The sequence below is a fragment of the Serratia sp. CY27727 genome (assembly GCF_052169275.1).
GTDB classification, from domain to species: Bacteria; Pseudomonadota; Gammaproteobacteria; order Enterobacterales; family Enterobacteriaceae; genus Serratia; species Serratia sarumanii.
In genome coordinates this window covers 1-21,833 of the sequence record NZ_JBJNLB010000003.1, presented here as the reverse complement: position 1 = coordinate 21,833, position 21,833 = coordinate 1, and the positions used below count along the sequence as shown (strand labels likewise).

General features: G+C 57.1%; 22 protein-coding genes, 1 pseudogene and 1 other annotated feature. Of the genes and pseudogenes, 6 read left to right on the top strand and 17 right to left on the bottom strand.

Annotation, left to right across the window (positions count from 1 at the left end; all coding sequences use genetic code 11):
• Positions 1-2,370 precede the first annotated feature (2,370 nt).
• From ACJ8HB_RS09700 to ACJ8HB_RS09645, 12 genes and pseudogenes are all read right to left on the bottom strand, one after another.
• Positions 2,371-2,892, bottom strand: a pseudogene (locus ACJ8HB_RS09700) (phage tail protein I); the annotation flags it as partial.
• On the bottom strand, positions 2,885-3,793 hold the full coding sequence (locus ACJ8HB_RS09695) for a baseplate assembly protein (RefSeq protein ID WP_033652967.1): 909 nt from the start codon (positions 3,791-3,793) through the stop codon (positions 2,885-2,887). The pseudogene ACJ8HB_RS09700 and the gene ACJ8HB_RS09695, both read right to left, overlap by 8 nt.
• Positions 3,794-3,797: 4 nt before the next feature.
• A complete protein-coding gene (locus tag ACJ8HB_RS09690; RefSeq protein WP_033652968.1) occupies positions 3,798-4,148 on the bottom strand; it encodes a GPW/gp25 family protein in 351 nt (116 codons plus the stop codon).
• Entirely contained in the window at positions 4,145-4,780 is a 636-nt protein-coding gene (locus ACJ8HB_RS09685) for a phage baseplate assembly protein V (protein WP_033652969.1), read from the bottom strand. The genes ACJ8HB_RS09690 and ACJ8HB_RS09685 overlap by 4 nt, the downstream gene beginning before the upstream one ends.
• 85 nt (positions 4,781-4,865) lie before the next feature.
• Positions 4,866-5,330, bottom strand: coding sequence for a phage tail protein (locus ACJ8HB_RS09680; RefSeq protein ID WP_060423425.1), 465 nt, complete (start codon positions 5,328-5,330; stop codon positions 4,866-4,868).
• Positions 5,331-5,381: 51 nt separating this feature from the next.
• Complete coding sequence (locus ACJ8HB_RS09675; protein ID WP_033652971.1) at positions 5,382-5,894, bottom strand: lysozyme; 513 nt, start codon at positions 5,892-5,894, stop codon at positions 5,382-5,384.
• The gene (locus ACJ8HB_RS09670; protein WP_033641928.1) at positions 5,878-6,096 is read right to left on the bottom strand and encodes an HP1 family phage holin; all 219 of its coding nucleotides are present in this window, start codon (positions 6,094-6,096) and stop codon (positions 5,878-5,880) included. The genes ACJ8HB_RS09675 and ACJ8HB_RS09670 overlap by 17 nt, the downstream gene beginning before the upstream one ends.
• A gap of 3 nt (positions 6,097-6,099) precedes the next feature.
• On the bottom strand, positions 6,100-6,303 hold the full coding sequence (locus ACJ8HB_RS09665) for a tail protein X (RefSeq protein ID WP_033641929.1): 204 nt from the start codon (positions 6,301-6,303) through the stop codon (positions 6,100-6,102).
• Between the two features lie 191 nt (positions 6,304-6,494).
• Positions 6,495-6,689: a hypothetical protein gene (locus ACJ8HB_RS09660; RefSeq protein ID WP_033641930.1), complete on the bottom strand. Its 195-nt coding sequence runs from the start codon at positions 6,687-6,689 to the stop codon at positions 6,495-6,497.
• Between the two features lie 63 nt (positions 6,690-6,752).
• Positions 6,753-8,849 (bottom strand): replication endonuclease, encoded by a 2,097-nt coding sequence (locus ACJ8HB_RS09655; protein WP_080298842.1) that lies wholly within the window; start codon positions 8,847-8,849, stop codon positions 6,753-6,755.
• Positions 8,833-9,054 (bottom strand): TraR/DksA C4-type zinc finger protein, encoded by a 222-nt coding sequence (locus ACJ8HB_RS09650; RefSeq protein ID WP_033641931.1) that lies wholly within the window; start codon positions 9,052-9,054, stop codon positions 8,833-8,835. The genes ACJ8HB_RS09655 and ACJ8HB_RS09650 overlap by 17 nt, the downstream gene beginning before the upstream one ends.
• 78 nt (positions 9,055-9,132) lie before the next feature.
• Entirely contained in the window at positions 9,133-9,438 is a 306-nt protein-coding gene (locus tag ACJ8HB_RS09645) for a hypothetical protein (protein ID WP_033652973.1), read from the bottom strand.
• Between the two features lie 271 nt (positions 9,439-9,709).
• Here ACJ8HB_RS09645 and ACJ8HB_RS09640 point away from each other — a divergent pair, with 271 nt between their 5' ends.
• Entirely contained in the window at positions 9,710-10,576 is an 867-nt protein-coding gene (locus tag ACJ8HB_RS09640; protein WP_370739129.1) for a helix-turn-helix domain-containing protein, read from the top strand.
• Positions 10,577-10,620: 44 nt separating this feature from the next.
• Here ACJ8HB_RS09640 and ACJ8HB_RS09635 read toward each other — a convergent pair whose 3' ends face one another.
• Complete coding sequence (locus ACJ8HB_RS09635; RefSeq protein ID WP_004932469.1) at positions 10,621-11,385, bottom strand: DUF481 domain-containing protein; 765 nt, start codon at positions 11,383-11,385, stop codon at positions 10,621-10,623.
• Positions 11,386-11,892: 507 nt separating this feature from the next.
• Here ACJ8HB_RS09635 and ACJ8HB_RS09630 point away from each other — a divergent pair.
• Positions 11,893-12,969: a 3-deoxy-7-phosphoheptulonate synthase gene (locus ACJ8HB_RS09630; RefSeq protein ID WP_016929016.1), complete on the top strand. Its 1,077-nt coding sequence runs from the start codon at positions 11,893-11,895 to the stop codon at positions 12,967-12,969.
• Positions 12,970-12,972: 3 nt separating this feature from the next.
• A complete protein-coding gene (gene tyrA, locus ACJ8HB_RS09625) occupies positions 12,973-14,094 on the top strand; it encodes a bifunctional chorismate mutase/prephenate dehydrogenase (protein WP_033637185.1) in 1,122 nt (373 codons plus the stop codon).
• A 58-nt stretch (positions 14,095-14,152) separates the two neighbouring features.
• On the opposite strand, the gene pheA is transcribed toward tyrA, so the two are convergent.
• The 4 genes from pheA to bamD form a co-directional block, all read right to left on the bottom strand.
• Entirely contained in the window at positions 14,153-15,310 is a 1,158-nt protein-coding gene (pheA, locus tag ACJ8HB_RS09620; RefSeq protein ID WP_047569218.1) for a bifunctional chorismate mutase/prephenate dehydratase, read from the bottom strand.
• A gap of 42 nt (positions 15,311-15,352) precedes the next feature.
• Positions 15,353-15,479: a sequence feature (Phe leader region), on the bottom strand.
• Positions 15,431-15,478, bottom strand: coding sequence for a hypothetical protein (locus ACJ8HB_RS09615; protein ID WP_101428074.1), 48 nt, complete (start codon positions 15,476-15,478; stop codon positions 15,431-15,433). It overlaps the preceding feature by 48 nt.
• A 122-nt stretch (positions 15,480-15,601) precedes the next feature.
• Positions 15,602-15,943, bottom strand: coding sequence for a ribosome-associated translation inhibitor RaiA (gene raiA / locus ACJ8HB_RS09610; protein WP_004932457.1), 342 nt, complete (start codon positions 15,941-15,943; stop codon positions 15,602-15,604).
• A gap of 312 nt (positions 15,944-16,255) precedes the next feature.
• Positions 16,256-16,987 (bottom strand): outer membrane protein assembly factor BamD, encoded by a 732-nt coding sequence (gene bamD, locus ACJ8HB_RS09605; RefSeq protein ID WP_004932456.1) that lies wholly within the window; start codon positions 16,985-16,987, stop codon positions 16,256-16,258.
• Between the two features lie 131 nt (positions 16,988-17,118).
• Between bamD and rluD the strand changes: the two genes are divergently transcribed.
• The 3 genes from rluD to clpB all read left to right on the top strand — a co-directional run bounded on the left by rluD (position 17,119) and on the right by clpB (position 21,531).
• Positions 17,119-18,096, top strand: coding sequence for a 23S rRNA pseudouridine(1911/1915/1917) synthase RluD (gene rluD, locus ACJ8HB_RS09600; RefSeq protein ID WP_004932452.1), 978 nt, complete (start codon positions 17,119-17,121; stop codon positions 18,094-18,096).
• Positions 18,096-18,827: a purine nucleoside phosphorylase YfiH gene (gene yfiH / locus ACJ8HB_RS09595; protein ID WP_047569216.1), complete on the top strand. Its 732-nt coding sequence runs from the start codon at positions 18,096-18,098 to the stop codon at positions 18,825-18,827. Before rluD ends, yfiH begins: the two co-directional genes overlap by 1 nt.
• Positions 18,828-18,957: 130 nt before the next feature.
• A complete protein-coding gene (gene clpB / locus ACJ8HB_RS09590) occupies positions 18,958-21,531 on the top strand; it encodes an ATP-dependent chaperone ClpB (RefSeq protein WP_025301647.1) in 2,574 nt (857 codons plus the stop codon).
• Positions 21,532-21,833 lie beyond the last annotated feature (302 nt).

The following is a 21,833-nucleotide window of genomic DNA, read 5'->3' as shown; positions in this document are numbered from 1 at the left end:
GACATATTCCACCAGCTTGAGCGGTGGCGTTTTGCCCGCCTGCTGTAACTCGAGCCAGGCGCGCGCGGCACCGAAGAAGGCGCGTGGCTGATAGCCGGACCAGGCCGTGCCGTCACCCCAGTGATACATGGTCCAGGTATCCGCCGGACCGTAACTCCGATTGTCCCAACGGTTCCAGATATAGGCCGATGCGCCGGGGCCCAGCACGCCGAATTGCTGCTGATACCACTGCTGCGACTGCCACAGAAACTCGACCATGTTGTTGAGCATCACTCCGTCGGGATCGGCGGCGGCGTGCACGAAAATGAACGGGTACTGGTAGCCCGGATAAGGCATGCCGTGCCAACCATCGAACTGTTGGCCGTCCGCCTGATAAATGTTGGAGAACGGCATGACGCCCGGCGTACAGAACAGGCCGTCGTGGCGGTGATTCAGGAGGGTGCAGTCTCCCAACAGCGCGGTGTAGGGGTGTGCCGCCTGGAACGTGATGCGATAGCGGATCGTGTAGCCGTCATCGGCGTTGAGCGTCGGTGGAATGTCGTTCAGTACGTAGTAGCTGAATGTGGCGTCCGGTACATTGCCGTCTTGCAGAATGGTTACTTGCTTGACGCGGCTGAAACGAGGTGCGGCCGGTTTAGGCTCGACATCCTGATGATCCGGCTGATAGCCGCTCAGCGTAGCCGCTTGCGGGGCGAAATTTGCGATTTGCCATTTGCCGCCGGTGGCGGGCAGCATCCAATACCAGCGCCATTTGTCATCATCTTCGAGCCGCAGGTTGAAGTCGGCGTCCGCGCGATAGACCAACTGCGTAACGGGGAAACTTTCCTCCGCGGTCAACCAGGCGCCGATCACCATGCCAGCGTCATCATTGGGGAAACGGGCTTGGATCACCGTCGCGCTGCGGCTGTCGTAAACCTGTTCCTCAAACTGGCTGGCGATCGCGCAACCGCCGTAGTCGGTCACTGTGCGCAGATCGGCCAGCAGATAGTCGCTGCCGTCTTCTTTCGTCAGCGCCGCCAGGCTGCTGAGCGCGATGTCGTATGTTTTTACCTGAGGTTGGAACGACTGCGGCAGAGCGACGCCCCATTCCGTGGTGCTCGCCGCGTTTTTTTCCGGTGCTATAGACAGCTGTATTTTGCAGGAGATCGGCTGATTCTGATCGTCGACGCCACCAAAGCAAGTGCGGATTTTTGACTGGCGATTAATGCGGAACCAGATTGCCTGTTGTTCCAGCGATTGTTGCGATGCTATCTCTTTGCGAATGGTGATCATGCCTTCGGCGCTACGGCCGTAGCTTACCGGCTCACCGGAAGGGTATGACCAATCGTAGGAGATGCCGTCGGTAAACGGCGTATTGGCGCTGCGGCTCTGGCGAAAGAACTTATCCTGCGCATCAATATCGGTATATTCCATCGCGGTGAATTCAACGCTTTTCCAGGCGTTGAAATAGCGCTGATCGCCGGTGATGCTGTGCAGCAGATAGCAGGCGTCGGCAAACCACAGCTCGGCATCGGCCGCGTTACCCATGGCGTTGTGCGGGACCGGCACATGCAGCGGACGGTTATGCTGTACCTGATTACGCTTGATTAACACGCCGCCGTGTTCGACTGGTTGGCGATTGGCGAAATTCAGCTTGTGATTGCCGCCGAGCGTGACGTCTTTTAACTGCACCGTACCGATTTGTTCAGCGGGCAGTCCTTTGACCAGGATCTCGCCGTCGGCATCGATCTGGTAACCCTGCCAATTGATGATCCAGTCCACGTCATAGCGTTTACCGTCGTTATTCCAGTCGATTTCACCGGCGGCATTGACCGCGCGCACCTGGGCGTTGACGGCATTCCAGGCCAGCGAGCCGTCGAAGGCGAAAGTAGCGATGTCGAGATATTCACCCCAGTAGGGGGCGCCGTGAGGGATCAGAGTACGGCCCTTGTTGAAAGTTAGAGGAATACCTTTGAAGCCGCTATGCGTCGGTTCCCTCGTATCGACCGGCCAATTGGCGGGCACCGGCTCTTTGGCGTTGACGATCCAGTTGGCGATCCAGCGTTGAGGGCTGTCAGGGATCGGCGCACCGTCGTAAAAGTAGGTCACATAGGCGTCAAAACAGGCGATGGCCTGTTCCAAATATTTTTGTTCTCCGGTCGCCAGATACGCATGGGCATAGCCAAGGATCTGCAGAGCCTGTCCTTCGGTGGTGGCGTCATTCGGCAGCCCCGCCATGCGCGACAACTCGCGTTCATGGCGCGAATCGGCCAAGACATGCTCGTCGTTAAGCACGAAGTGTTGTTGAGTCGAGTCCAGCGTGATGCCGGTATTGCGTTGCAAGAATTGGTAATGTCCCTCCAGCATTTGCAGGGCGAGACTGGCATAGTCGGGGTACACGGTAGTAAGCTCTCCATCATATTGACCGCTGGCGACGTCGATTGCGCCAGCGGCTTCGAGGTTCAGCGCCAGGCCTGTCAGATGGCGGCTGACCGGCTTGGCATCGGCGATCATCCGCTCCATTTCCAGATACATCTCTTCGGTGATACCGTTCTCCAACACGCCGATATCCAACGTGAAGGTGCCGGGCTCACCGTTGGTTTCCCACCACTCGCGCAGTTTGATCAGGTAACCCAACGGTTCCACCACGCGGCGAATAGCGCCGATGGTGCCCTTGTGACGGTGGATGAAGAAAGCGGCGGCTACGACGCTGCGTTTGGCATCTTCCGTCCAGGTTTCATCCCAATGATCGACCGAGAAGGCCCAGGCCAGGTACGGCAGCAGATTGACCGGACAGGTGGCTGGATCCCACAGATCGCGCAGCGGCACCGGCATGGCGGCCAGTTCGGCACAGGCGGCCGCAGCCGCGACCTCCAGCGGGGAAGAGCCGACCGGCAGCAGACGGTTACTCATCGGAGCCTCCCACCGTCAGACGATAAGAAGCACAATGCGACGCCTGGGTTTTATCCAATACGATGTCGGCCTGCGGGGTCTTCAATTCAACGCGTTGCACCCCTTCGGCATGCAGTGCGGCGTAGATTGCCGACAAGCGAATGTCACGGCCTAAACGGTGCTGGGCGCTGATGTAATTTTTCAGTTTGGCTTCGGCAGCGCGACGCACCGGTTCTGCTTCAGGGCCAGGGTAGAGGTACAGTACGGCATCGATGTTGTAGCTGATGATGTTGGCAGAGCGGACGGTGACGCGATCGGCCACCGGGCGCACATCTTCATCGTTCAACGCTTTATCGACGATCGCCACCAGTTCGGCGCTGGCGGTGCCGTCTCCTTCGCGTGACAGTACGGAAATCAGCACGTTGGCCGGACTGGGACTGATCGCGGAAACGTCGGCGACCCGACCATCGGCGGAACGGCCGTGATACTCGTAAGAGCCACTGGATCCAGCCACGCTTAAACCTTCGAATGCCTGCTGGATGCGCACACGGAAATCGCTATCCGATTCCATGACCGCCGGCAACGGCGGGATGACGCTGTCATCCGGCTGTTGCACCACCAGGCGTAGCACCTGGAAGTTTGCTCCCAGTTGGTCGAGGTCGCTGCCGCTGGCATAACCCAGCATCACTGCCTGTGCGGCTTCATTCACACGCTGGCGTAACAGCAGTTCGCGGTAAGCATTTTCTTGCAGCAGTTTGACGATTGGCTCCGATTCCAGCGTCAATGTACGGGCGATGGCTTCACGCTGCTCTTCCGGGTAAAGGGAAATCAGCGTGGCCTTGCGATCCGCCAGCAGCGATTCGTAATCGAGAGGATCCACCACCGTCGGGGCGGGTAATAAACTAAGGTCAATGGTTGCCATGGTGTCAGCTCACTGAAATAGAAAGAGAAAAGGCATCCGGCGTATCTGTGCGGTTGCCGGTAATGTCGACCACCATTTTTCCGTCAAAGGTGGTGTTGCAACTGATGCCCGTCAGCCGAATGCGTGGTTCCCACTGCAGCATTGCGCTGTAGCAGGCCGCCATCATTTGCAATCGCAGTACGTCGTTTTGCGGCTGATCCAGCAACTCGGATAGCAACGAACCGTAGCTGCGGCGCATGACGCGTGAGCCGATAGGCGTAATCAGGATGTCGCTCACCGACTGGCGAATGTGCTCGAGATCGGCGATTGCGCGGCCGTTGCCGCGATTCATGCCAAGAAATTTCGCGTTGTTCATGCTGGTTTGTCCGTTTGGCCTCTGCCGTTTTGCACTCCACCGTGAGTGTGGGTATGCACCACAATGCCGTTAGAGCTGATGCTGCCACCGGTGTGATTGAGATCGCCGGTCATCGAGCCGCCCTGATGGATGGCGATGGTGCCGGTAGTGAGTTGCTGGGTACACTCCACTTCGGGAGCGTCCAGCGTAATTTTTCCGCTGGCGATACAGGTGATATTTGGCGCCGTCAGTGTGATCCGCTCGGCGGCTTCAATGGTGGCGCTTTTTATGCCGACGGCCTTAAGCGCCCCGGTAGCCGGCTCGTATTCGAGCACTGCACCGTCAGGAAAAGCGATATGCGCCGCCTGTGCTGAGGCCGACGGTGCGGGGTGAGCATCGGAAAATACGCCGGGCAACACGAAAGCGGTTTCAAGTTCCCCGCCAAGTGACAGCACCAAGACCTGTTCACCAATGCTGGGCGCCCACCAGCTGCGTGCGTCGCCGGCCCGTCCGGTCAGCCAGTTGAGCCAGTCGGTAAGATTGCCGCCGGTGGCTATGCGACAGCGCCCGCGTTCCAGGTCGAGCTCGCTGACGGTCCCGATCCGTATCAGGTTGCGCACTAGGCGCTGAATATCGAAGTTGTCTGTGTTCATGTCTCAAGAATGCCGCTGGATGAAAAGGGGGACAACGCGACGGCGTTTGGCTGCCGCCGGCACAACCGAAGCTGCCTGTAGGGCGCTACGGCTGACTAAATTCGCTGAGTAACTCTCCGTGCAGATAAATCTGGGTGAAGCGAACGACGTTCTCTGGTTCGGGAGGTTCAGCCAGCGGGGTGATATGCAATGCGCCGTCGCGCGGTTCCACCCGGATTCGTTCGGTAAGTTGCAGCTGCAATATCAACTGGTTGGGAGTGTCTATATCTCTTTGAAACGAAAAATCATTTTTACGCTTATCCGGATTGGCAAGAAGGTCTGGTTGGTGGCTGCGCAGCCAGGCCAGTACGGTGACCATGACCCGGTCATCGTCAGCTGACGGCCCATCCAGCGCCAGATTGAGCTGATAGCGATATTCGAAGGACAGCGAGGGGGCGAGCGTTGAGACCACGCGGCCGTTAACAATGCCAAGGCGCAACCGTTCGGGGTTTTGCTGCAACAAGGGAATGGCATTGAGCAGTGCTGCACGTAGCTGTTCGGGTTTTAACATGGTGTATCTCCTGAAAAGGAAGCGGTTTGAGTGGGCGTTTGTTGAAAACGGTCAGTGTGAGATGCCGTTCAGACATAGCGCACGTTCGGCCGTGCGGCGGCGCTCCAATCCTTTATTTTTGACGCCGTTGACATAAATCCAACGAGACAGTTGATCGCAAGCCGCCTGCCACTGACGGCGTTTGACAAAGGTGGCCAGCGTTGAATTGCAGGTGGCGTTGACGCCGACGTTGAAAGCGAAAGCGCTGACGGCGTCGTAAACCGGCTGTGGCATCTTGACGTCCATACAGCGCGCGATGCCGCGCTCTACGGAGCGCACATCGTCGACCAAATGGGTAGCCGCCTGGCGTTCGTTGATGACTGCACCCGGCTTCACGCCGGCGGTGTGGCCGATGCCGTTGGTCCAGACGCCGGCGCTGCATTGGTAGGGGGACAGCCGACAGCCTTCGAAATCGGCGATCAGGCGCAAACCTTGCTCAGAGGTTTTCAGCGTATTGAACTGAGGCAGCAGGGCGGCGAGCGTTAAAATAGCCGCCACGCTGCAGCGTTTAGCGAGTGAGCTCATCGTAGACTCCGCGTTTCAGGCCGTTTTTTTTTAGCGATTTCAGCAGCTGGTAGCTTTTACGCCGGTAGTACCAATTCACTGCAAAGGTACCGACGCCGACTGCGGCGCCGACCAGGATGGCAATGTCCTGTGCAGAGTGGCTCCCTAACCAGGCCAGGCAAGCCGCGACGAAATAGGCAAGGGTTGAAGTGAGTTTCTCCATCGCTTAATCCCACAATTTGACGGTTTCGCGTTGGGCTGCCGCAGGCAGGTCCGGCAATTCAACCGGTTGACCGTGCGGCAGCAGTGGCCCCAGATCGGCCAGGCCACGGTTAGCCAGATAGACTTGTTCCACCTGGCGTTGCGTGCTGCCGTAGTAGCGCCAGCAAATCGCATCAATGGTGTCACCTTGTTGTGCATAAATTTTCATCATTACCATCCTGCGATAGCGTTGGGAGAGAGGGCTGTGGCCCCGGATATCTTCAGTTTCGCGCGCGTGGGAGGGAGGGGCAACGCGAGGGGGTTGTGGATGAGATGGCACAACTGAGGAGCAAAAGTGCCGTCGGCAGAAATAAAAACCCCGCCGGCGGCGGGGGGATGAAAAACGTTTGGCTGGAGGGATTAGCAGGGGGGGTGTTCGTCAGCGGGATAAAATATTTCTTGATAATCATTGTTCGGCAGCACCTGACTGGCCAAATCGGAGATCAGCGACATGGCGATCAGAAACTCGGAGGCACTGCATTGCGCAGCCTGTGAAACATCGGCGATGAATTGGATGCGGGACAGTGTTACTTGTTGTTTATCCATAATTTCCACTGTTTTTGCCCTCTCTTGATTATACTGTGCATTTATACAGTATTAAGCAAAACGCTAAAGGCGTCAATGGTTGGGCTTATCATTTGTGCAGTAAAAATACGGCCAATCATTGATTAGCGGAAATTGTACAAGGAGGCCGTCAAAATGAATTTTGCCGCCGCGTGCGAGAACCTCCAACTGCCAGCATTGCGGTTCTATGCCAATACCTCGAAGTTTGCGGGCAATATTCAGACAATGCTGCCGCTGTGGCGGCGTCAAACGAGCCGACGGCGCGGGTGCCGGCGGCAGGTGAAGAGCGCGCGTTCCACAGTTATTGCCAGAACTCCAAGGCGTCGCGGCGGCGAGTGTTTTAGCGACGATCCGCCATTGCACGGTGCGCGTTCGGTATACCCGTTCAATTCCCAAATGCGGTGCATAAATGCCGACAACTTTTGTGACGGGCTCGTCATAAGCGTTCCGGGTTTCTGAGGCTTCGCGCGCGACCCGCACCCATTGGTGGCTGCGTGGCACATTGGCGCCGCCTTGCGCCTGTATGTAACCGGCAAAGTCGCCGGCGTCGGCAGCGGCGCGCACGGCTTCGGTGCCGGCGTCAAACTGCGGCGTCAGGTTTTGGCCGCGAATACGTCGACATTCGCGGTAGACCCCGAGACCGGGCAGGCCGAAGGGATGAAACTGAGGGATGCGCCAGGTGGCGGCCCAGGCGCTGACCGCGCGGGCGGTATCGCTCAGCGGGGCGCCGGTTTCGCGATCGAGCTCTTCCTCCAATGCATACCCATCGAGGTTTTTTGCGACATATTTGGCCAGATAGGCGGTTGCGCCACCCCGGTTGAGGTGTTTGCTCTGGAAACGATGTTGTTGGGCACCGGGTTCTGCTGCATCCTGTTGCAGCGCATAACGCTGTATGATGTCAAGCACTGCCTGACGTTGCATTTGTGGAGTGAACATCATCAGATGCCAGTGCGGCGTGCCGTCATGATGAGGCTCAACCACTCGCATACCGTAGACCTGCAGACGGCGATCCTTGAAGGCGGTTCGCATTTTCCCCCACTGGGCAACCAGATAACGTTGGCCATCCTTCGGTGTTAGGGCTTGTCCTTGCCAGCGTGTATTGAAACGCATTTTTCCTCGTGCGCCGACATGCTGGATAGGGTGAAAGCGTGCCGGCGTCGTCAACGTGATAAACAACCCGCAGTGGCCGTTGCGAGTGGCGTAGGTTTCTATACCGGCGAGGGTATTCATCAACTCCATACGACGAATGGCGGGATTGGCGATGCTGCCGAGCACTTTATCCATAAGATCGGCGCGCTCGCCCGTGGCGACGTTTTCCAGCTCGCAACGGTGAAGATAATCGAGGTTCGATTGACGCCGAGCCTTGACATCGTGAAGGGCCTGTCTGCTGGCATAAGGTGACGTGTTGTTGCGGACGTTGCCTATCGCGATTTGCAACGCCTCGCGCCACTGCATGCGCTGCATTTTGAGACGCCGCAGCCACCAGCGATCGTCGGTCAGGCGCGACAGCGCCGCAATCGCCCGCTCGCTGTCCAACTTGCCTTTACGATAACAGCGCCAGTGCATGGGCTGGATATTGAAGGCGCGGGCCATCGTGGCGATTTGGCGATAGAGGCGGCGCTGTATATCCGCATGTAGCAGGATCTCGGCATTATTGCCATGCTTCGCCAGCAAGGCGTCACATTCACTCTGGTAGAGCGCAGAAAGTTGGCCCCCGATACGCCGCGCCAACTGCTCCAGCGCTTTATCGCCCAGCGCGGGCAGTGCGCTATAGCTGTCCGCTTCGCTGCCAAAGTGCAGTGATTTGCGTTGATCCAAACCGAAATTATTATTTACCTGCTGAATGCGTGGCCATATCCGCCGATGGAAAACTCGCACCAGATAATGCCAGGCTGCGTGGGCTCCCTTCTGGCTGAGCAGTTGGCGGTGGCGCTCAAGGAACGGCGTGCGCAGATAATAAGGCAGGTCATGAATGCACTGCAGTATCGCTTGCCATTGGCGCAGTTGGTCGCGATTCAGCGCCGCTTCGCGCCCTATCGCACGGCGTGGGGCATTCCATGGATAGGCGTAATCACCGTACGCTGCGTGTTGTATGGCAGAGGCGTTGACCGGCAGATGTTCCGCCGGCCTATTTTTAACGGCGAGCGACATGACGTTGCTTGGCTTCTGATAGCTGCTGGCAGGTCACGCAGCGGCTGACGCCGGGAATCGCGATGCGTCTCGCCACAGGAATCGCCGCGTCACAATCGGCACAGCAGAACGCCGAGGGCGCAGTGGCAACCGGCCTGGCGTACGCAATTTGTTTCTCGAGCATCAATGCCTGGCGCTCTTGCGCCATATCAATAGTATCAGCCATAACATTTTCCAGTATTTAATAGGGAGAATTTGGGCCGAGCGATGCCCGGCGGGTTGCACGCCAGCTTTATTCGAAAGGTTATTTTTTTGGGGTTAACAGACAGTCTGTTTCGCTGATATAGCGCGGCAACGATTGACTGAGCGAGATGAGTTCATTGAGTGCCGCGACGATTTTCCGCCGTTCGGCATAACCCATTTCGTGAAACTTTAACCACACATAGCGTTCAGTCAGCCCGGCGTGGAAGCAAAACGTATGGCGCAGGTGCAGCGGCGCCGTGTCGTAAATCTCTTCGGCATGGTTGGTTTGCCGGGCAAACAGTGTGCGGCGGATTTCAGCAATACGCCGCAGGCCGATAGCCCGTTGCTCCTCGCTGGCTAGAAGCATGACAATCTCCTTATCTGAATCTGATGATGGATGAATACTCGCAAAAGCAAGGCTCGGTTATCCGTCGATCAAGGTCGAAAATTTGAGTAAACACGGTGTAAACAAAGTGCTTACGCAAGATCGTCGTCGCCTTACGGTATTTGCATTTTCATCAACCATGTCGCATCATCTTAACTAAAGCGATCGATATGCCGAGTGACGGCGAATTGATGTTACTTTAAATCGCATAATGCGACTTGTAAATGCAAATTTTATTTTAATCGGTGATGATATGCGTGAAGAAGCAACAAACAACAACACCTCCGTGGGAGCGGTGATTGAAAGAGTTCTTTCATCTTATGGCGTTGGCACGCAGAAGGAATTGAGTGAAATCCTCGGGATAGCGCCGAATAACATCAGTAGTTGGCAACAACGGGGGAGTGTTCCCGGATACGTCATCATCAACTGCGCGTTAACCACGGGGGCAGACTTGGCCTGGCTGATGACCGGCGAACTTGTAAAATCAAAAAGTAATCGCAAGCCTGCGTCACCTGCGCAAGGTAAAGCGCTTTACGATCGCGTTTTGGCTTCCGGCGGGAAAGGGGTATTGCGCCGCATTTTGGATGCTTACGGTTTCAATCTGCAAAAAGAGTTGGGTGACCTGCTGGGTATATCTTCAGGCACGATGAGCACCTGGGTCCGCCGCAACTACTTCCCCGGCGATATCGTGGTGACCTGTGCTCTGGATACAGGCGTCTCGCTGCTGTGGTTGGCGACGGGACAGGGGGAAATGTGGGGTGATGCCGCACCGGCGGTACCGGTTCCCGGAGGGCGCACGATACCGAAATATCGCCTGCTCGCCGGGCAGTTGAAAGAGGTGGGGCAGTGGTCGGCAGACTGTTCTTTGATTCCTGACGGCGTGGCTCAGCCGGCTTATGTTGATGGCGGGCGCGTATCCTGGCTGGTGGATCTGGCCGTTACGCATATCGCCAATGGCCGCTGGCTGGTGGACATAGACGGTAACCTGGACGTTTACGATATAGCGCGTTTACCGGGTAACCAAGTGCGGGTCAGCGGCGGCAACGTCGACTTTCAATGTTCTCCGGATGCGTTGAAAGCGCTTGGTATGGTCTGGTTAACGTTGACGCCGCAGGCATAAAAAAGCCCATCGATGATGGGCTTCGAGAGATTCTGGAAGGGAGATTACAGGCCGTAGACCAGCGTGACCGAGGTGGTGGTGTCGGTGTTTTTCGGTGCCGAGGCCGGCGGTTTGCTGTTGTAGGTCACGGTGTAGGCTACGCGCAGTGAGAAGCGATCGTTGATCGCCACGTTCAACGCGCTTTCCGAGTTCAGCGTGGTTTCCTCGTTCGCCAGCGCGGAAACGCCCTGAATGAACTTGGTGTTGTCGGTCAGCTGATAGGAATAGTTGGCCGCACCGTAGGCCAGCCCTTTGGTCGAGCGGCCGCCGCCGTGGTATTCGTCATGGCGCACGCCGGGACCGAATTCCACCCGCAGGTCGCTGAGCGGCCCGTTGAGGAGTTGACGGCCGTAGCCACCGGTCAATGTGGAGCGTGAATCGTAACCGTTGAAACGGTCGCTCAGCCAGCTGGCTTGGCCGAACAGGTAGTTGCGGTCGGTCAGGTTATAGCGCGTACGGCCACCGGCCTGGTATTTTTCGGAGGAGCGCACGTTGGAGGAAGTGGTGTTGTTGGCCGCCCCCCACAGGCTGTACGCCGCGTCGCTGTTGAACCAGGTCATGTTGGTGTTGGCCAGCAGGGTGGAACTCTGCGAGTTGCCTGACTGGGCGTTGTAGCCCGCCTGCACGTTGCCTTCAAACGGTTTCTTGGCGGTGGCCGGATCGTCCATCGCGGTGAAAAGCGTATTGTCGGCGAGAGCTGAAACACTGGTGAAAGTCGTTAAGCAGCAGATATACAGCGGAAAAGCGCGACGAGCGCGAGAAGAGAGCATTTTGGATCCAGTTGTTAAGGGTGGTTATTGTTGATGACGGTCACATTATATCGGTTCATTTCGGCGACAAAAATAGCCGCCATTAGCTTAAGTTTTTAATTTTTATTCCTTATTTATTCGCTTTTCTTCTACTGAAATTCATCGCTTTCAGCAGCGCTTCGTGCTGAGTCTGGCGGATGCCTGTCTCAGCCCATTCGTTGGCGCTGAGGTGGGGGGCGCGTCTTCCTTGTAAAATCAAATGTACATTTATGTTTACGATGCCCATCTATTGCCAGGCAAGCGGGTAGAGAGGCACTGGCAATCCTTTTGTTTGCATATCTTATTAAATTTATTGCATTTATTGTATTTGTTGAAGTGCATTTTCCAATGGTTTTTCTTAGGGGTAATTACGGTAATTTTTTATTTACGGAAATTGGATTGAAAACTTTACATTGCGTGATAAGGTAGAGCCCTGAAACGCTCAAGGTTCCACTTCAACGCATAACGCCAAACGACAGGAATAGCATCATGCAAAAAGACGCGCTCAATAACGTACACATCAGTGCAGAACAGGTTCTCATCACGCCGGAGGAGCTGAAGAACCAGTTCCCGCTCAGCGCCGACGACGAAAATGAAATCGCCACCGCGCGCAACACCATCGCCAACATTTTGCAGGGGCGCGATCATCGCCTGTTGGTAGTGTGCGGGCCTTGTTCGATCCACGATCCGGATGCGGCGCTGGACTACGCCCGTCGTTTGAAAACCCTGGCGGCTGACTTGAGCGATCAGCTGTATATCGTTATGCGCGTCTATTTTGAAAAACCCAGAACCACTGTCGGCTGGAAAGGTTTGATCAACGATCCGTACATGGACGGTTCGTTTGACGTTGAAGCAGGCTTGCATATCGCGCGTCGCCTGTTGCTGGATCTGGTGGGCATGGGCTTGCCGTTGGCTACCGAAGCATTAGATCCGAACAGCCCGCAGTACCTGGGGGACTTGTTCAGCTGGTCGGCGATCGGTGCGCGCACCACCGAGTCGCAGACCCACCGCGAAATGGCTTCCGGCCTGTCGATGCCGGTCGGCTTCAAAAACGGCACCGACGGCAGTCTGGGCACCGCCATCAACGCCATGCGCGCCGCCGCCATGCCGCACCGTTTCGTCGGCATCAACCAGGCGGGCCAGGTTTGCCTGCTGCAGACCCAGGGCAACCCGGACGGGCATGTGATCCTGCGCGGCGGTAAAACCCCGAACTACAGCGCCGAGCACGTTGCGGCCTGTGAAAAACAGATGCTCGAGGCGGGACTCCATCCGTCCTTGATGATAGATTGCAGCCATGGCAACTCGAATAAAGACTATCGCCGTCAGCCGGCGGTGGCCGAGTCCGTGGTGGAGCAGATTAAGGCGGGCAACCGTTCGATCACCGGCATCATGCTGGAGAGCCATCTGCATGAGGGCAACCAGTCTTCCGAGCAGCCGCGTGCAGACATGCGTTACGGTGTGTCCGTCACCGACGCCTGCATTAACTGGGAAAGCACGGAAACGCTGCTGCGTCATATGCATCAGGAACTCGGCGCTGCGCTGACGGCACGCACGGGAGAAAAGTAAGTTATGGTGGCAGAACTGACCGCGTTGCGCGATCAAATTGACGAGGTGGACAAAGCGCTGCTGGATCTGCTGGCGAAACGCCTGCATCTGGTAGCGGAAGTCGGCGAGGTGAAAAGCCGCCACGGTTTACCGGTTTATGTGCCGGAGCGCGAAGCGGCGATGCTGGCCTCGCGCCGTCAAGAGGCGGAAAACCTCGGCGTGCCACCGGATTTGATCGAGGATGTCTTGCGCCGTGTGATGCGCGAATCGTACGTCAGCGAGAACGATAAAGGCTTTAAAACCCTGTGCCCGCAGCTGCGGCCGATCGTCATCATTGGCGGCAACGGCCAGATGGGCCGGCTGTTCAACCGTCTGCTGACGTTGTCGGGTTATCAGGTCAGGGTATTGGATCAGGAAGATTGGCCGCAGGCGGAACAGCTGTTGGCAGACGCCGGCATGGTGATCGTCAGCGTGCCGATCCATGTGACCGAACAGGTGATAAGCCGCCTGCCGCCGTTGCCCGACGACTGTATTTTGGTGGATTTGGCGTCGGTGAAGAACCGTCCGCTGCATGCGATGCTGGCGGTGCACAGTGGCCCGGTGGTGGGGTTGCACCCGATGTTCGGCCCGGACGTGGGCAGCGTGGCGAAGCAGGTCGTGGTTTACTGCGACGGCCGCCGGCCAGAGGCTTACCAGTGGTTGCTTGAACAGCTGCAGGTGTGGGGGGCGCGGCTGCACCGCATCAGTGCGGTCGAACACGATCAGAACATGGCGTTTATTCAGGCGCTGCGGCACTTTGCCACCTTCGCCTACGGGTTGCATCTGGCGGAAGAGAACGTGCAACTGGAGCAGTTGCTGGCGCTCTCTTCGCCGATCTACCGGCTGGAGCTGGCGATGGTTGGCCGCCTGTTTGCGCAGGATCCGCAGCTGTACGCCGACATTATCATGTCGTCGGAGGAAAACGTGGCGTTGATCAAACGCTACTACCAGCGCTTCGGCGAGGCGATCAAGCTGTTGGAGCACGGCGACAAACAGGCGTTTATCGATAGCTTCCGCAAGGTGGAGCACTGGTTTGGCGATTACGCCCAGCGCTTCCTGGTGGAAAGCCGCACGCTGTTGCGGCAGGCTAACGACAGCCGGCAGTAAAATACCGGCGGTAAATAAAAATGAAGGGTTCGGCTTGGCCGAACCTTTTTTTATCGCGTCAGGATGGGTTGACCGGTACCACGGTGTCGCTGGGATAACAGCCCAGCACCTTCAGCGAGCGGGTGATGGGCGCCAGATCGCGCAGCGCTTTTTGCATTGCGTCGGCACGCAGGTTGGCCTGCACATCGATGTAAAACATCTCTTCCCACGGATTGCCGTTGATCGGGCGTGACTCCAGTTTGGTCATGATGATGCCGTTGTCGCGCAATACCAGCAGCGCTTCGACCAGCGCGCCGGATTGCTGGCCGGTCGCCATGATCAGCGTGGTTTTGGCCGGCACCTGTTCGGAGACGTCGATCGCTTTACGCGCCAGGACGATAAAGCGGGTGATGTTCTGCTGTTGATTGGCGAGGTTGTGTTCCAGCACTTGCAGCCCGTACAGCGCGCCGCCGGCCTCGCTGCCCAGCGCCGCCACCTTCGGCGAATTCAACTTGGCGACTTTCTCCATTGCGGCGGCCGTGCTTTCGGTGTATTCGATTTTCCAGTGCGGGAATCGATTCAGGAACTGGCTGCACTGCTGGAACGGCTGCGGGTGGCTGTAGACGGTTTCAATCTGGCTCAAATCGCTGTCGCCGACCACCAGAACACAGTGGTTGATCGGGTTGGTCAGTTCGCCGACGATCGACAGACTGGTGTGTTGCAGCAGGTCGTACACCTCATTAATCGAGCCGGAGCTGGTGTTCTCGATCGGCAGAATGGCGTAGTCCGCCTGGCCGGTTTCCACCTGGGCGAAGATATCCTGAAACTTCTGGCAGCCACATTCGATCAACCGATCGAAATGGCGGGCGGCGTATTGGCGCGCCGCCAGATGTGAATAAGAGCCTTTCGGGCCGAGAAAGGCGATGCGGGCGGAGTGTTGGCTGACGGGATTGAGCTGGTGCTGCAGCAGCGCCTGCTGGGTCAGGACGGAGTCTTCAATGATCAGTTGGAACAGGCGGGTGACGTAGAAACCGTCCAGGTCGTAAGGCTTGGCGGCGGCGATCAGCGCATCCAGCAGATCGCGCTCGCGCTCTTTGTCGCGGATCGGACGGTGAGAGTGCAGTTTGGTCTTGCCGACTTCGATCGCCAGTTCACGGCGTTCCGCCAGCAGGGCCAACAGTTTCAAATCCAGTGCGCTGATGCGCTCGCGCAGCACCAATAACGGGTTGTCAGTCATAATCAGCTTCCGCCTTCAGTTCTTATTCGTTGTATAACAGCCATAAAAAAAGCCTCCTGTTTCCAGGAGGCCTTGTTGTTCGTCTTCGCATTCTTTCTCACACGACGAAACGCCTCCCAGTCAGGGGAAGGTAAAAAAGAATGCGAAGAAAAACGGTGTGCGTGGCATGGTCTACCTAAGGTTAATGCGAACAGGTTTTAAAGTAACCGCTGGCTTTTACCCCGTCAACAAAAATACCCGACAAAAAACGCGCCCTCGGGCGCGTTTGATGCGGCAACCGCAGTCGGACGGTTATTCCTGTTCCTGCGTCACTTCCGGCACGATGTCTTTCACGCTGGCATTGCAGCGGCGCGCTTCGCCTTTGTGCTGCACCTTGTTCAACTGGCGCTCCAGCTTGGCGATCAGCTCGTTAACGGCGGTATACATGTCATCATGTTTGGCGCTGGCGACCAGCGGGCCGTTCGGCGTGGTAATGGTAGCGTCGGCGACAAACCCCTGCGGTTCTTTGGATAAGACGATATGCGGGTTTATCAGCTGGGTCTGCCATTTTTCCAGTTTGGTGAGACGGTCTTCGACGTGATTGCGGATTGCGGGAGTGATATCCATTTGTTTGCTGGTAATGTTCAATGTCATATAACTTACCTCTCTGTCTTTCCGTCTTGGTGAACCCAGCATACCCCGCTTTTTGTTTAAATGCGTGATGTAAATCACGATTTTTTGTCACTTTTTGCAAAGTTAGTTCAATCTGTGATTCAGCATTTGAATTGGTTATCTAATGCTTGAGAGTTGCCGCCGGATGGCGCATTATCGATGAGTTGACCGGTGAGGAGCGCTAGCTAACACCGTGTTTTTACTTGTGTATTCTTCCAGTGAAAACCAGGTCCACGCCAATGAAAACGGCAGCCGAGGCTGCCGTTTTGTTTTTTTGCCGTTGCCGACGCGCGCTTATTGCGGGTTGGCGGCGATCACTTTGGCCACTTTGTCAGCCTGGCCGTTCAGCTGCAGTTGCTTGTAGGCATTTTCCATCAGCGGCAACACGTCGTGCGTCGCTTTGGTATCCGGGAATTCACGCAACATCTGCTCGGCGCGATTAACGACCGCGACGTAAGCACCGCGTTTAGTGTAGTATTCCGCCACCGAAAGCTCATACTTGGCCAAGCGGTCTTTCAGATACACCAAACGCTTGTTGGCGTCGGTCGCGTATTGGCTGTTCGGGTATTGCTGAATCAACTGGCTGAAGTCGCGGAACGCAGCGCGAGCGTGCTGAGGATCGCGGTCCGAACGGTCAACCCCGAAGAAGCCCTGCAGCGCGCTGTCATCGAGCGCCATGTCGGTCAGACCGCGCATGTACATCACGTAATCGATGTTCGGGTGCGTCGGGTTCAGGCGCATGAAGCGATCGATGGATGCCTGCGCCATCGGCAAGTCGGCGGCCTTATAGTAGGCGTAAATCAAATCCAGCTGGACCTGCTGGGAATACGGCCCGAAAGGATAGCGGTTATCTAACGCTTCGAGTTGCGTAATCGCGCCCTTGAAGTTACCGTCCTGCAGCTTTTGCTGCGCGGTGGCATAGATTTCCGAAGGTGGGTTGTCGGGAACCGCATCCTTGGATGTGGAGCAACCTGCCAGCGCCAGGCTCAACGTGGCTGCCGCCACCAGATATTTCATACGCGTCATGACGTTTTGATTATCCTCAGGGTGTTATTCCGGGAGACTGTCCGTTAAGCTCCCGACAAAGACCAGGTACAATAGCACATTATATTAAACGGCATCGCCGTGAAAACCCAACGTTAACGAAGAAGCTGCATATGGCACAACAAGTACAACTCACCGCAACGGTGGCCGAATCTCAACTCGGACAACGTTTAGATCAGGCTTTGGCCGAATTGTTCCCTGATTATTCACGATCTCGCATAAAAGAGTGGATCCTGGGCGATCGGGTGAAGGTCAATGGCAAAACGTCAAACAAACCGAAAGAGAAGGTGCTGGGCGGAGAGACGGTCGCCATCGATGCACAGATAGAAGAAGAGGCGCGTTGGGAGCCGCAGGATATCGCGTTGGATATCGTCTATGAAGACAGCGACATCCTGGTGATCAACAAGCCGCGCGATTTGGTGGTGCACCCTGGCGCCGGTAACCCGGACGGCACGGTGCTCAATGCGCTGCTGCATCACTACCCGGAAATCGCCGACGTGCCGCGCGCCGGCATCGTGCACCGTCTGGATAAAGACACCACCGGCCTGATGGTGGTGGCGAAAACCGTGCCGGCGCAAACCCGGCTGGTGGAAGCGCTGCAGGCGCGTGAAATCACCCGCGAATACGAAGCGGTAGCGATTGGCACCATGACCGCCGGCGGCACGGTAGAAGAGCCCATTGCGCGCCATTCCACCAAGCGTACCCACATGGCGGTGCACCCGATGGGTAAACCGGCGGTGACGCACTACCGCATCATGGAACACTTCCGCGCGCACACCCGTCTGCGTCTGCGCCTGGAAACCGGCCGTACTCACCAGATCCGCGTGCACATGGCTTACATCAGCCATCCGCTGGTGGGCGATCCGCTGTACGGCGGCCGTCCACGTCCGCCGAAGGGGGCTTCGGAAGCTTTCATCAACACGCTGCGCGGTTTTGACCGCCAGGCGCTGCACGCCACCATGCTGCGTTTGTACCATCCGATCAGCGGCATCCAGATGGAGTGGCATGCGCCGCTGCCGCAGGACATGGTCGATCTGATTAACGCGCTGAAGGCGGATACCGAAGAATTCAAAGATCAGATGGACTGGTAATGAACCCGCTCATTCTGCCCGACTGGCCGTTGCCTCCCGGCGTTAAAGCTTGCAGCACCACGCGCGGCGGCGGCGTCAGCCTGCCGCCTTATGACTCGCTGAACCTCGGCGCCCACGTCGGTGACGAGGAGCAAGCGGTGAAGTGCAATCGGGAAAGGTTGGTTACCGCCGCCGGCTTGCCACAGATGCCGGTATGGCTCGAGCAGGTACACGGCACCCGCGTGGTGCCGTTGACGGGACAAGCGCCCGCCGATCTGCGGGCGGATGCGGTGTACAGCAACGTGCCGGGGCAGGTGTGTGCCGTGATGACGGCGGATTGTCTGCCGGTGCTGTTCTGTTCGCAGCACGGCGATGAAGTGGCCGCCGCTCACGCCGGCTGGCGTGGGTTATGCCATGGCGTGCTGGAGCAAACCGTGGCGGCGTTCAGCGCCGCGCCGAGCCAGATCAGCGCCTGGCTGGGGCCGGCGATCGGCCCGCAGCAGTTTGAGGTCGGGCCGGAGGTGCGCGCTGCCTTTATCGCGGAAGACGCCGAAGCCGCGGCGGCGTTTACGCCGCACGGCGATAAGTTTTTGGCTAATATCTACTTGCTGGCCCGCCAACGTTTGTTGCGGGCAGGCGTGCAGGCCATCTACGGCGGCGACCGCTGCACGGTTAACGAAAAGAGTCATTTTTTCTCCTATCGACGCGATGGAATAACTGGACGTCTGGCAAGTTTAATCTGGCTGATATAACCTATTGAATTAGGACGATCCAACGACGCATGGCGTTGTACCGAAAATTTAGCGTCGAGATAACCTTGAAAATTTGAGGGATGACCTCATTTAATCTCCAGTAGCAATTTCGACCCATCTTGGAGGTGTTATGCGTCTGGATCGTCTTACCAACAAATTCCAGCTTGCCCTCGCCGATGCCCAGTCACTAGCCCTTGGGCACGACAACCAGTTTATTGAACCGCTACATCTGATGAGCGCCCTGCTCAATCAGGAAGGGGGCACGGTTCGTCCACTATTAACTTCCGCAGGTATCGATGCCGGGCGCGTGCGCACCGAGATCGAACAGGCGCTGTCCCGTTTGCCGCAGGTAGAAGGTACCGGTGGCGACGTTCAACCGTCCCACGAGTTGGTGCGCGTCCTGAACCTGTGCGACAAGTTGGCGCAGAAGCGCGCGGACAAATTCATTTCTTCCGAGCTGTTTGTGCTGGCGGTGCTGGAAGACCGCGGCTCGTTGACCGACTTGTTGAAAGCGGCCGGCGCAACGGCCGACAAAATCAGCAAAGCCATTGAACAAATGAGAGGCGGTGACAGCGTGGAAGATCAAGGTGCCGAAGACCAGCGGCAAGCATTGAAGAAATACACGATCGATCTGACCGAACGCGCCGAGCAGGGCAAACTTGACCCGGTGATCGGCCGTGACGAAGAGATCCGCCGCACCATTCAGGTGCTGCAACGCCGTACCAAAAACAACCCGGTGCTGATCGGCGAACCTGGCGTGGGTAAAACCGCCATCGTCGAAGGCCTGGCGCAGCGCATCATCAACGGTGAAGTGCCGGAAGGGCTGAAGCACAAGCGCGTATTGTCCCTCGATATGGGCGCTTTGATCGCCGGCGCCAAATACCGCGGCGAGTTTGAAGAGCGCCTGAAAGGCGTGCTCAACGATCTGGCCAAGCAGGAAGGCAGCGTTATCCTGTTTATCGACGAACTGCACACCATGGTCGGCGCCGGTAAGGCGGATGGCGCGATGGATGCGGGCAACATGCTTAAGCCGGCGCTGGCGCGCGGCGAACTGCACTGCGTCGGTGCTACAACGCTGGATGAGTACCGCCAATATATAGAGAAAGACGCGGCGCTCGAACGTCGTTTCCAGAAAGTGTATGTGGCGGAGCCGAGCGTGGAAGACACCATCGCTATCCTGCGCGGCCTGAAAGAGCGTTACGAATTGCACCACCACGTGCAGATCACCGACCCGGCCATCGTGGCGGCGGCGACGCTTTCTCACCGTTATATCGCCGATCGTCAATTGCCGGACAAGGCTATCGACCTGATCGACGAAGCGGCGTCCAGCATTCGCATGCAGATGGATTCCAAGCCGGAATCGCTCGACAGGCTTGAACGCCGCATCATTCAGTTGAAGCTGGAACAGCAGGCGCTGAATAAAGAGTCTGACGACGCCAGCAAGAAACGCCTGGACATGCTCAGCGATGAGCTGGGGCAGAAAGAGCGAGAATATTCGGAGCTGGAAGAAGAGTGGAAAGCGGAAAAAGCCTCGCTCTCCGGCACCCAGAACATCAAGGCTGAACTCGAGCAGGCCAAAATCACCCTGGAGCAGGCGCGCCGCGTCGGCGATCTGGGGCGGATGTCGGAACTGCAATACGGCAAAATCCCTGAGCTGGAGAAACAGCTCGCCGCCGCAACGCAGGCCGAAGGCAAAAGCATGAAACTGCTGCGCAATCGGGTGACCGATGCGGAGATTGCCGAAGTGCTGGCGCGTGCCACCGGCATCCCGGTGGCCAGAATGCTGGAAGGTGAACGCGACAAACTGCTGCGCCTGGAGCAAGAGTTGCATTCGCGGGTGATCGGCCAGGACGAAGCGGTCAGCGCGGTCTCTAATGCTATCCGCCGCAGCCGCGCCGGGTTGTCCGATCCTAACCGGCCGATCGGTTCGTTCCTGTTCCTCGGCCCGACCGGGGTGGGGAAAACTGAGCTCTGCAAGGCACTGGCTTCGTTCCTGTTCGACAGTGATGACGCCATGGTGCGTATCGACATGTCCGAATTTATGGAGAAACACTCCGTTTCGCGTCTGGTCGGCGCGCCTCCAGGCTATGTGGGTTATGAAGAGGGCGGCTATCTGACGGAAGCCGTGCGCCGCCGGCCTTACTCGGTGATTCTGCTGGATGAAGTCGAGAAAGCGCACCCGGACGTATTCAACATTCTGCTGCAGGTGTTGGATGACGGCCGACTGACCGATGGCCAGGGCCGTACCGTCGATTTCCGCAATACCGTGGTGATCATGACTTCCAACCTGGGCTCCGATCTGATCCAGGAGCACTTCGGTCAGATGAACTACGCGCAGATGAAAGAGTCGGTGATGGAGATGGTGAGTCACCACTTCCGTCCTGAGTTCATCAACCGTATCGACGAAGTGGTGGTGTTCCATCCGCTGGGCGAGAAACACATTGCTGCAATCGCCAAAATTCAGCTGTCGCGTTTGTACAAACGTTTGGAAGAACGCGGTTACGAAGTGACCATGACCGAACCGGCCCTGGCTTTGTTGAGCAAAACCGGTTACGACCCTGTGTATGGTGCGCGTCCGTTGAAACGCGCGATTCAGCAGGAGATCGAGAACCCGCTGGCGCAGCAAATCCTGTCCGGCAAGCTGATTCCCGGCAAGCTGGTGACGCTGGATGTGGAAAACGACCATATCGTTGCACGCCAATAACGGCAACTAAGCGTCATGAAGATGAAAGGGAGCGGGTGACCGCTCCCTTTTCTTTATCTTCATTTGTCTCTATTTACAGGGTTTGCCGCTATTGCTGCGCTAAAACCGGTGTTTTTTGACTAATAAACATCCTAAAAAGGCATTTTGGGCGATTATTTGAGCGCTTGAAAAGTTTTTTGCATTTAGGGGTTGCGGCCTGCCGAGAACTCCCTATAATGCGCCTCCACTGACCGGGAACAACGACTGACAAGCCGCCGGGTCAGCGAGAAGACAGCGAAATAAACGCTTGACTCTCCGGGCTA

What these genes read in the sequence shown, in the direction of transcription:
- ACJ8HB_RS09640 (WP_370739129.1), top strand. Translation starts at nt 9,710, where the DNA reads ATGCGTGAAGAAGCAACAAACAACAACACCTCCGTGGGAGCGGTGATT.
- ACJ8HB_RS09680 (WP_060423425.1), bottom strand. Translation starts at nt 5,330, where the DNA reads ATGTTAAAACCCGAACAGCTACGTGCAGCACTGCTCAATGCCATTCCC.
- clpB (WP_025301647.1), top strand. Translation starts at nt 18,958, where the DNA reads ATGCGTCTGGATCGTCTTACCAACAAATTCCAGCTTGCCCTCGCCGAT.
- ACJ8HB_RS09665 (WP_033641929.1), bottom strand. Translation starts at nt 6,303, where the DNA reads ATGAAAATTTATGCACAACAAGGTGACACCATTGATGCGATTTGCTGG.
- ACJ8HB_RS09650 (WP_033641931.1), bottom strand. Translation starts at nt 9,054, where the DNA reads ATGGCTGATACTATTGATATGGCGCAAGAGCGCCAGGCATTGATGCTC.
- ACJ8HB_RS09685 (WP_033652969.1), bottom strand. Translation starts at nt 4,780, where the DNA reads ATGAACACAGACAACTTCGATATTCAGCGCCTAGTGCGCAACCTGATA.
- tyrA (WP_033637185.1), top strand. Translation starts at nt 12,973, where the DNA reads ATGGTGGCAGAACTGACCGCGTTGCGCGATCAAATTGACGAGGTGGAC.
- pheA (WP_047569218.1), bottom strand. Translation starts at nt 15,310, where the DNA reads ATGACTGACAACCCGTTATTGGTGCTGCGCGAGCGCATCAGCGCACTG.
- ACJ8HB_RS09675 (WP_033652971.1), bottom strand. Translation starts at nt 5,894, where the DNA reads ATGAGCTCACTCGCTAAACGCTGCAGCGTGGCGGCTATTTTAACGCTC.
- yfiH (WP_047569216.1), top strand. Translation starts at nt 18,096, where the DNA reads ATGAACCCGCTCATTCTGCCCGACTGGCCGTTGCCTCCCGGCGTTAAA.
- ACJ8HB_RS09655 (WP_080298842.1), bottom strand. Translation starts at nt 8,849, where the DNA reads ATGTCGCTCGCCGTTAAAAATAGGCCGGCGGAACATCTGCCGGTCAAC.
- ACJ8HB_RS09645 (WP_033652973.1), bottom strand. Translation starts at nt 9,438, where the DNA reads ATGCTTCTAGCCAGCGAGGAGCAACGGGCTATCGGCCTGCGGCGTATT.
- ACJ8HB_RS09695 (WP_033652967.1), bottom strand. Translation starts at nt 3,793, where the DNA reads ATGGCAACCATTGACCTTAGTTTATTACCCGCCCCGACGGTGGTGGAT.
- ACJ8HB_RS09670 (WP_033641928.1), bottom strand. Translation starts at nt 6,096, where the DNA reads ATGGAGAAACTCACTTCAACCCTTGCCTATTTCGTCGCGGCTTGCCTG.
- ACJ8HB_RS09690 (WP_033652968.1), bottom strand. Translation starts at nt 4,148, where the DNA reads ATGAACAACGCGAAATTTCTTGGCATGAATCGCGGCAACGGCCGCGCA.
- raiA (WP_004932457.1), bottom strand. Translation starts at nt 15,943, where the DNA reads ATGACATTGAACATTACCAGCAAACAAATGGATATCACTCCCGCAATC.
- ACJ8HB_RS09635 (WP_004932469.1), bottom strand. Translation starts at nt 11,385, where the DNA reads ATGCTCTCTTCTCGCGCTCGTCGCGCTTTTCCGCTGTATATCTGCTGC.
- bamD (WP_004932456.1), bottom strand. Translation starts at nt 16,987, where the DNA reads ATGACGCGTATGAAATATCTGGTGGCGGCAGCCACGTTGAGCCTGGCG.
- ACJ8HB_RS09630 (WP_016929016.1), top strand. Translation starts at nt 11,893, where the DNA reads ATGCAAAAAGACGCGCTCAATAACGTACACATCAGTGCAGAACAGGTT.
- rluD (WP_004932452.1), top strand. Translation starts at nt 17,119, where the DNA reads ATGGCACAACAAGTACAACTCACCGCAACGGTGGCCGAATCTCAACTC.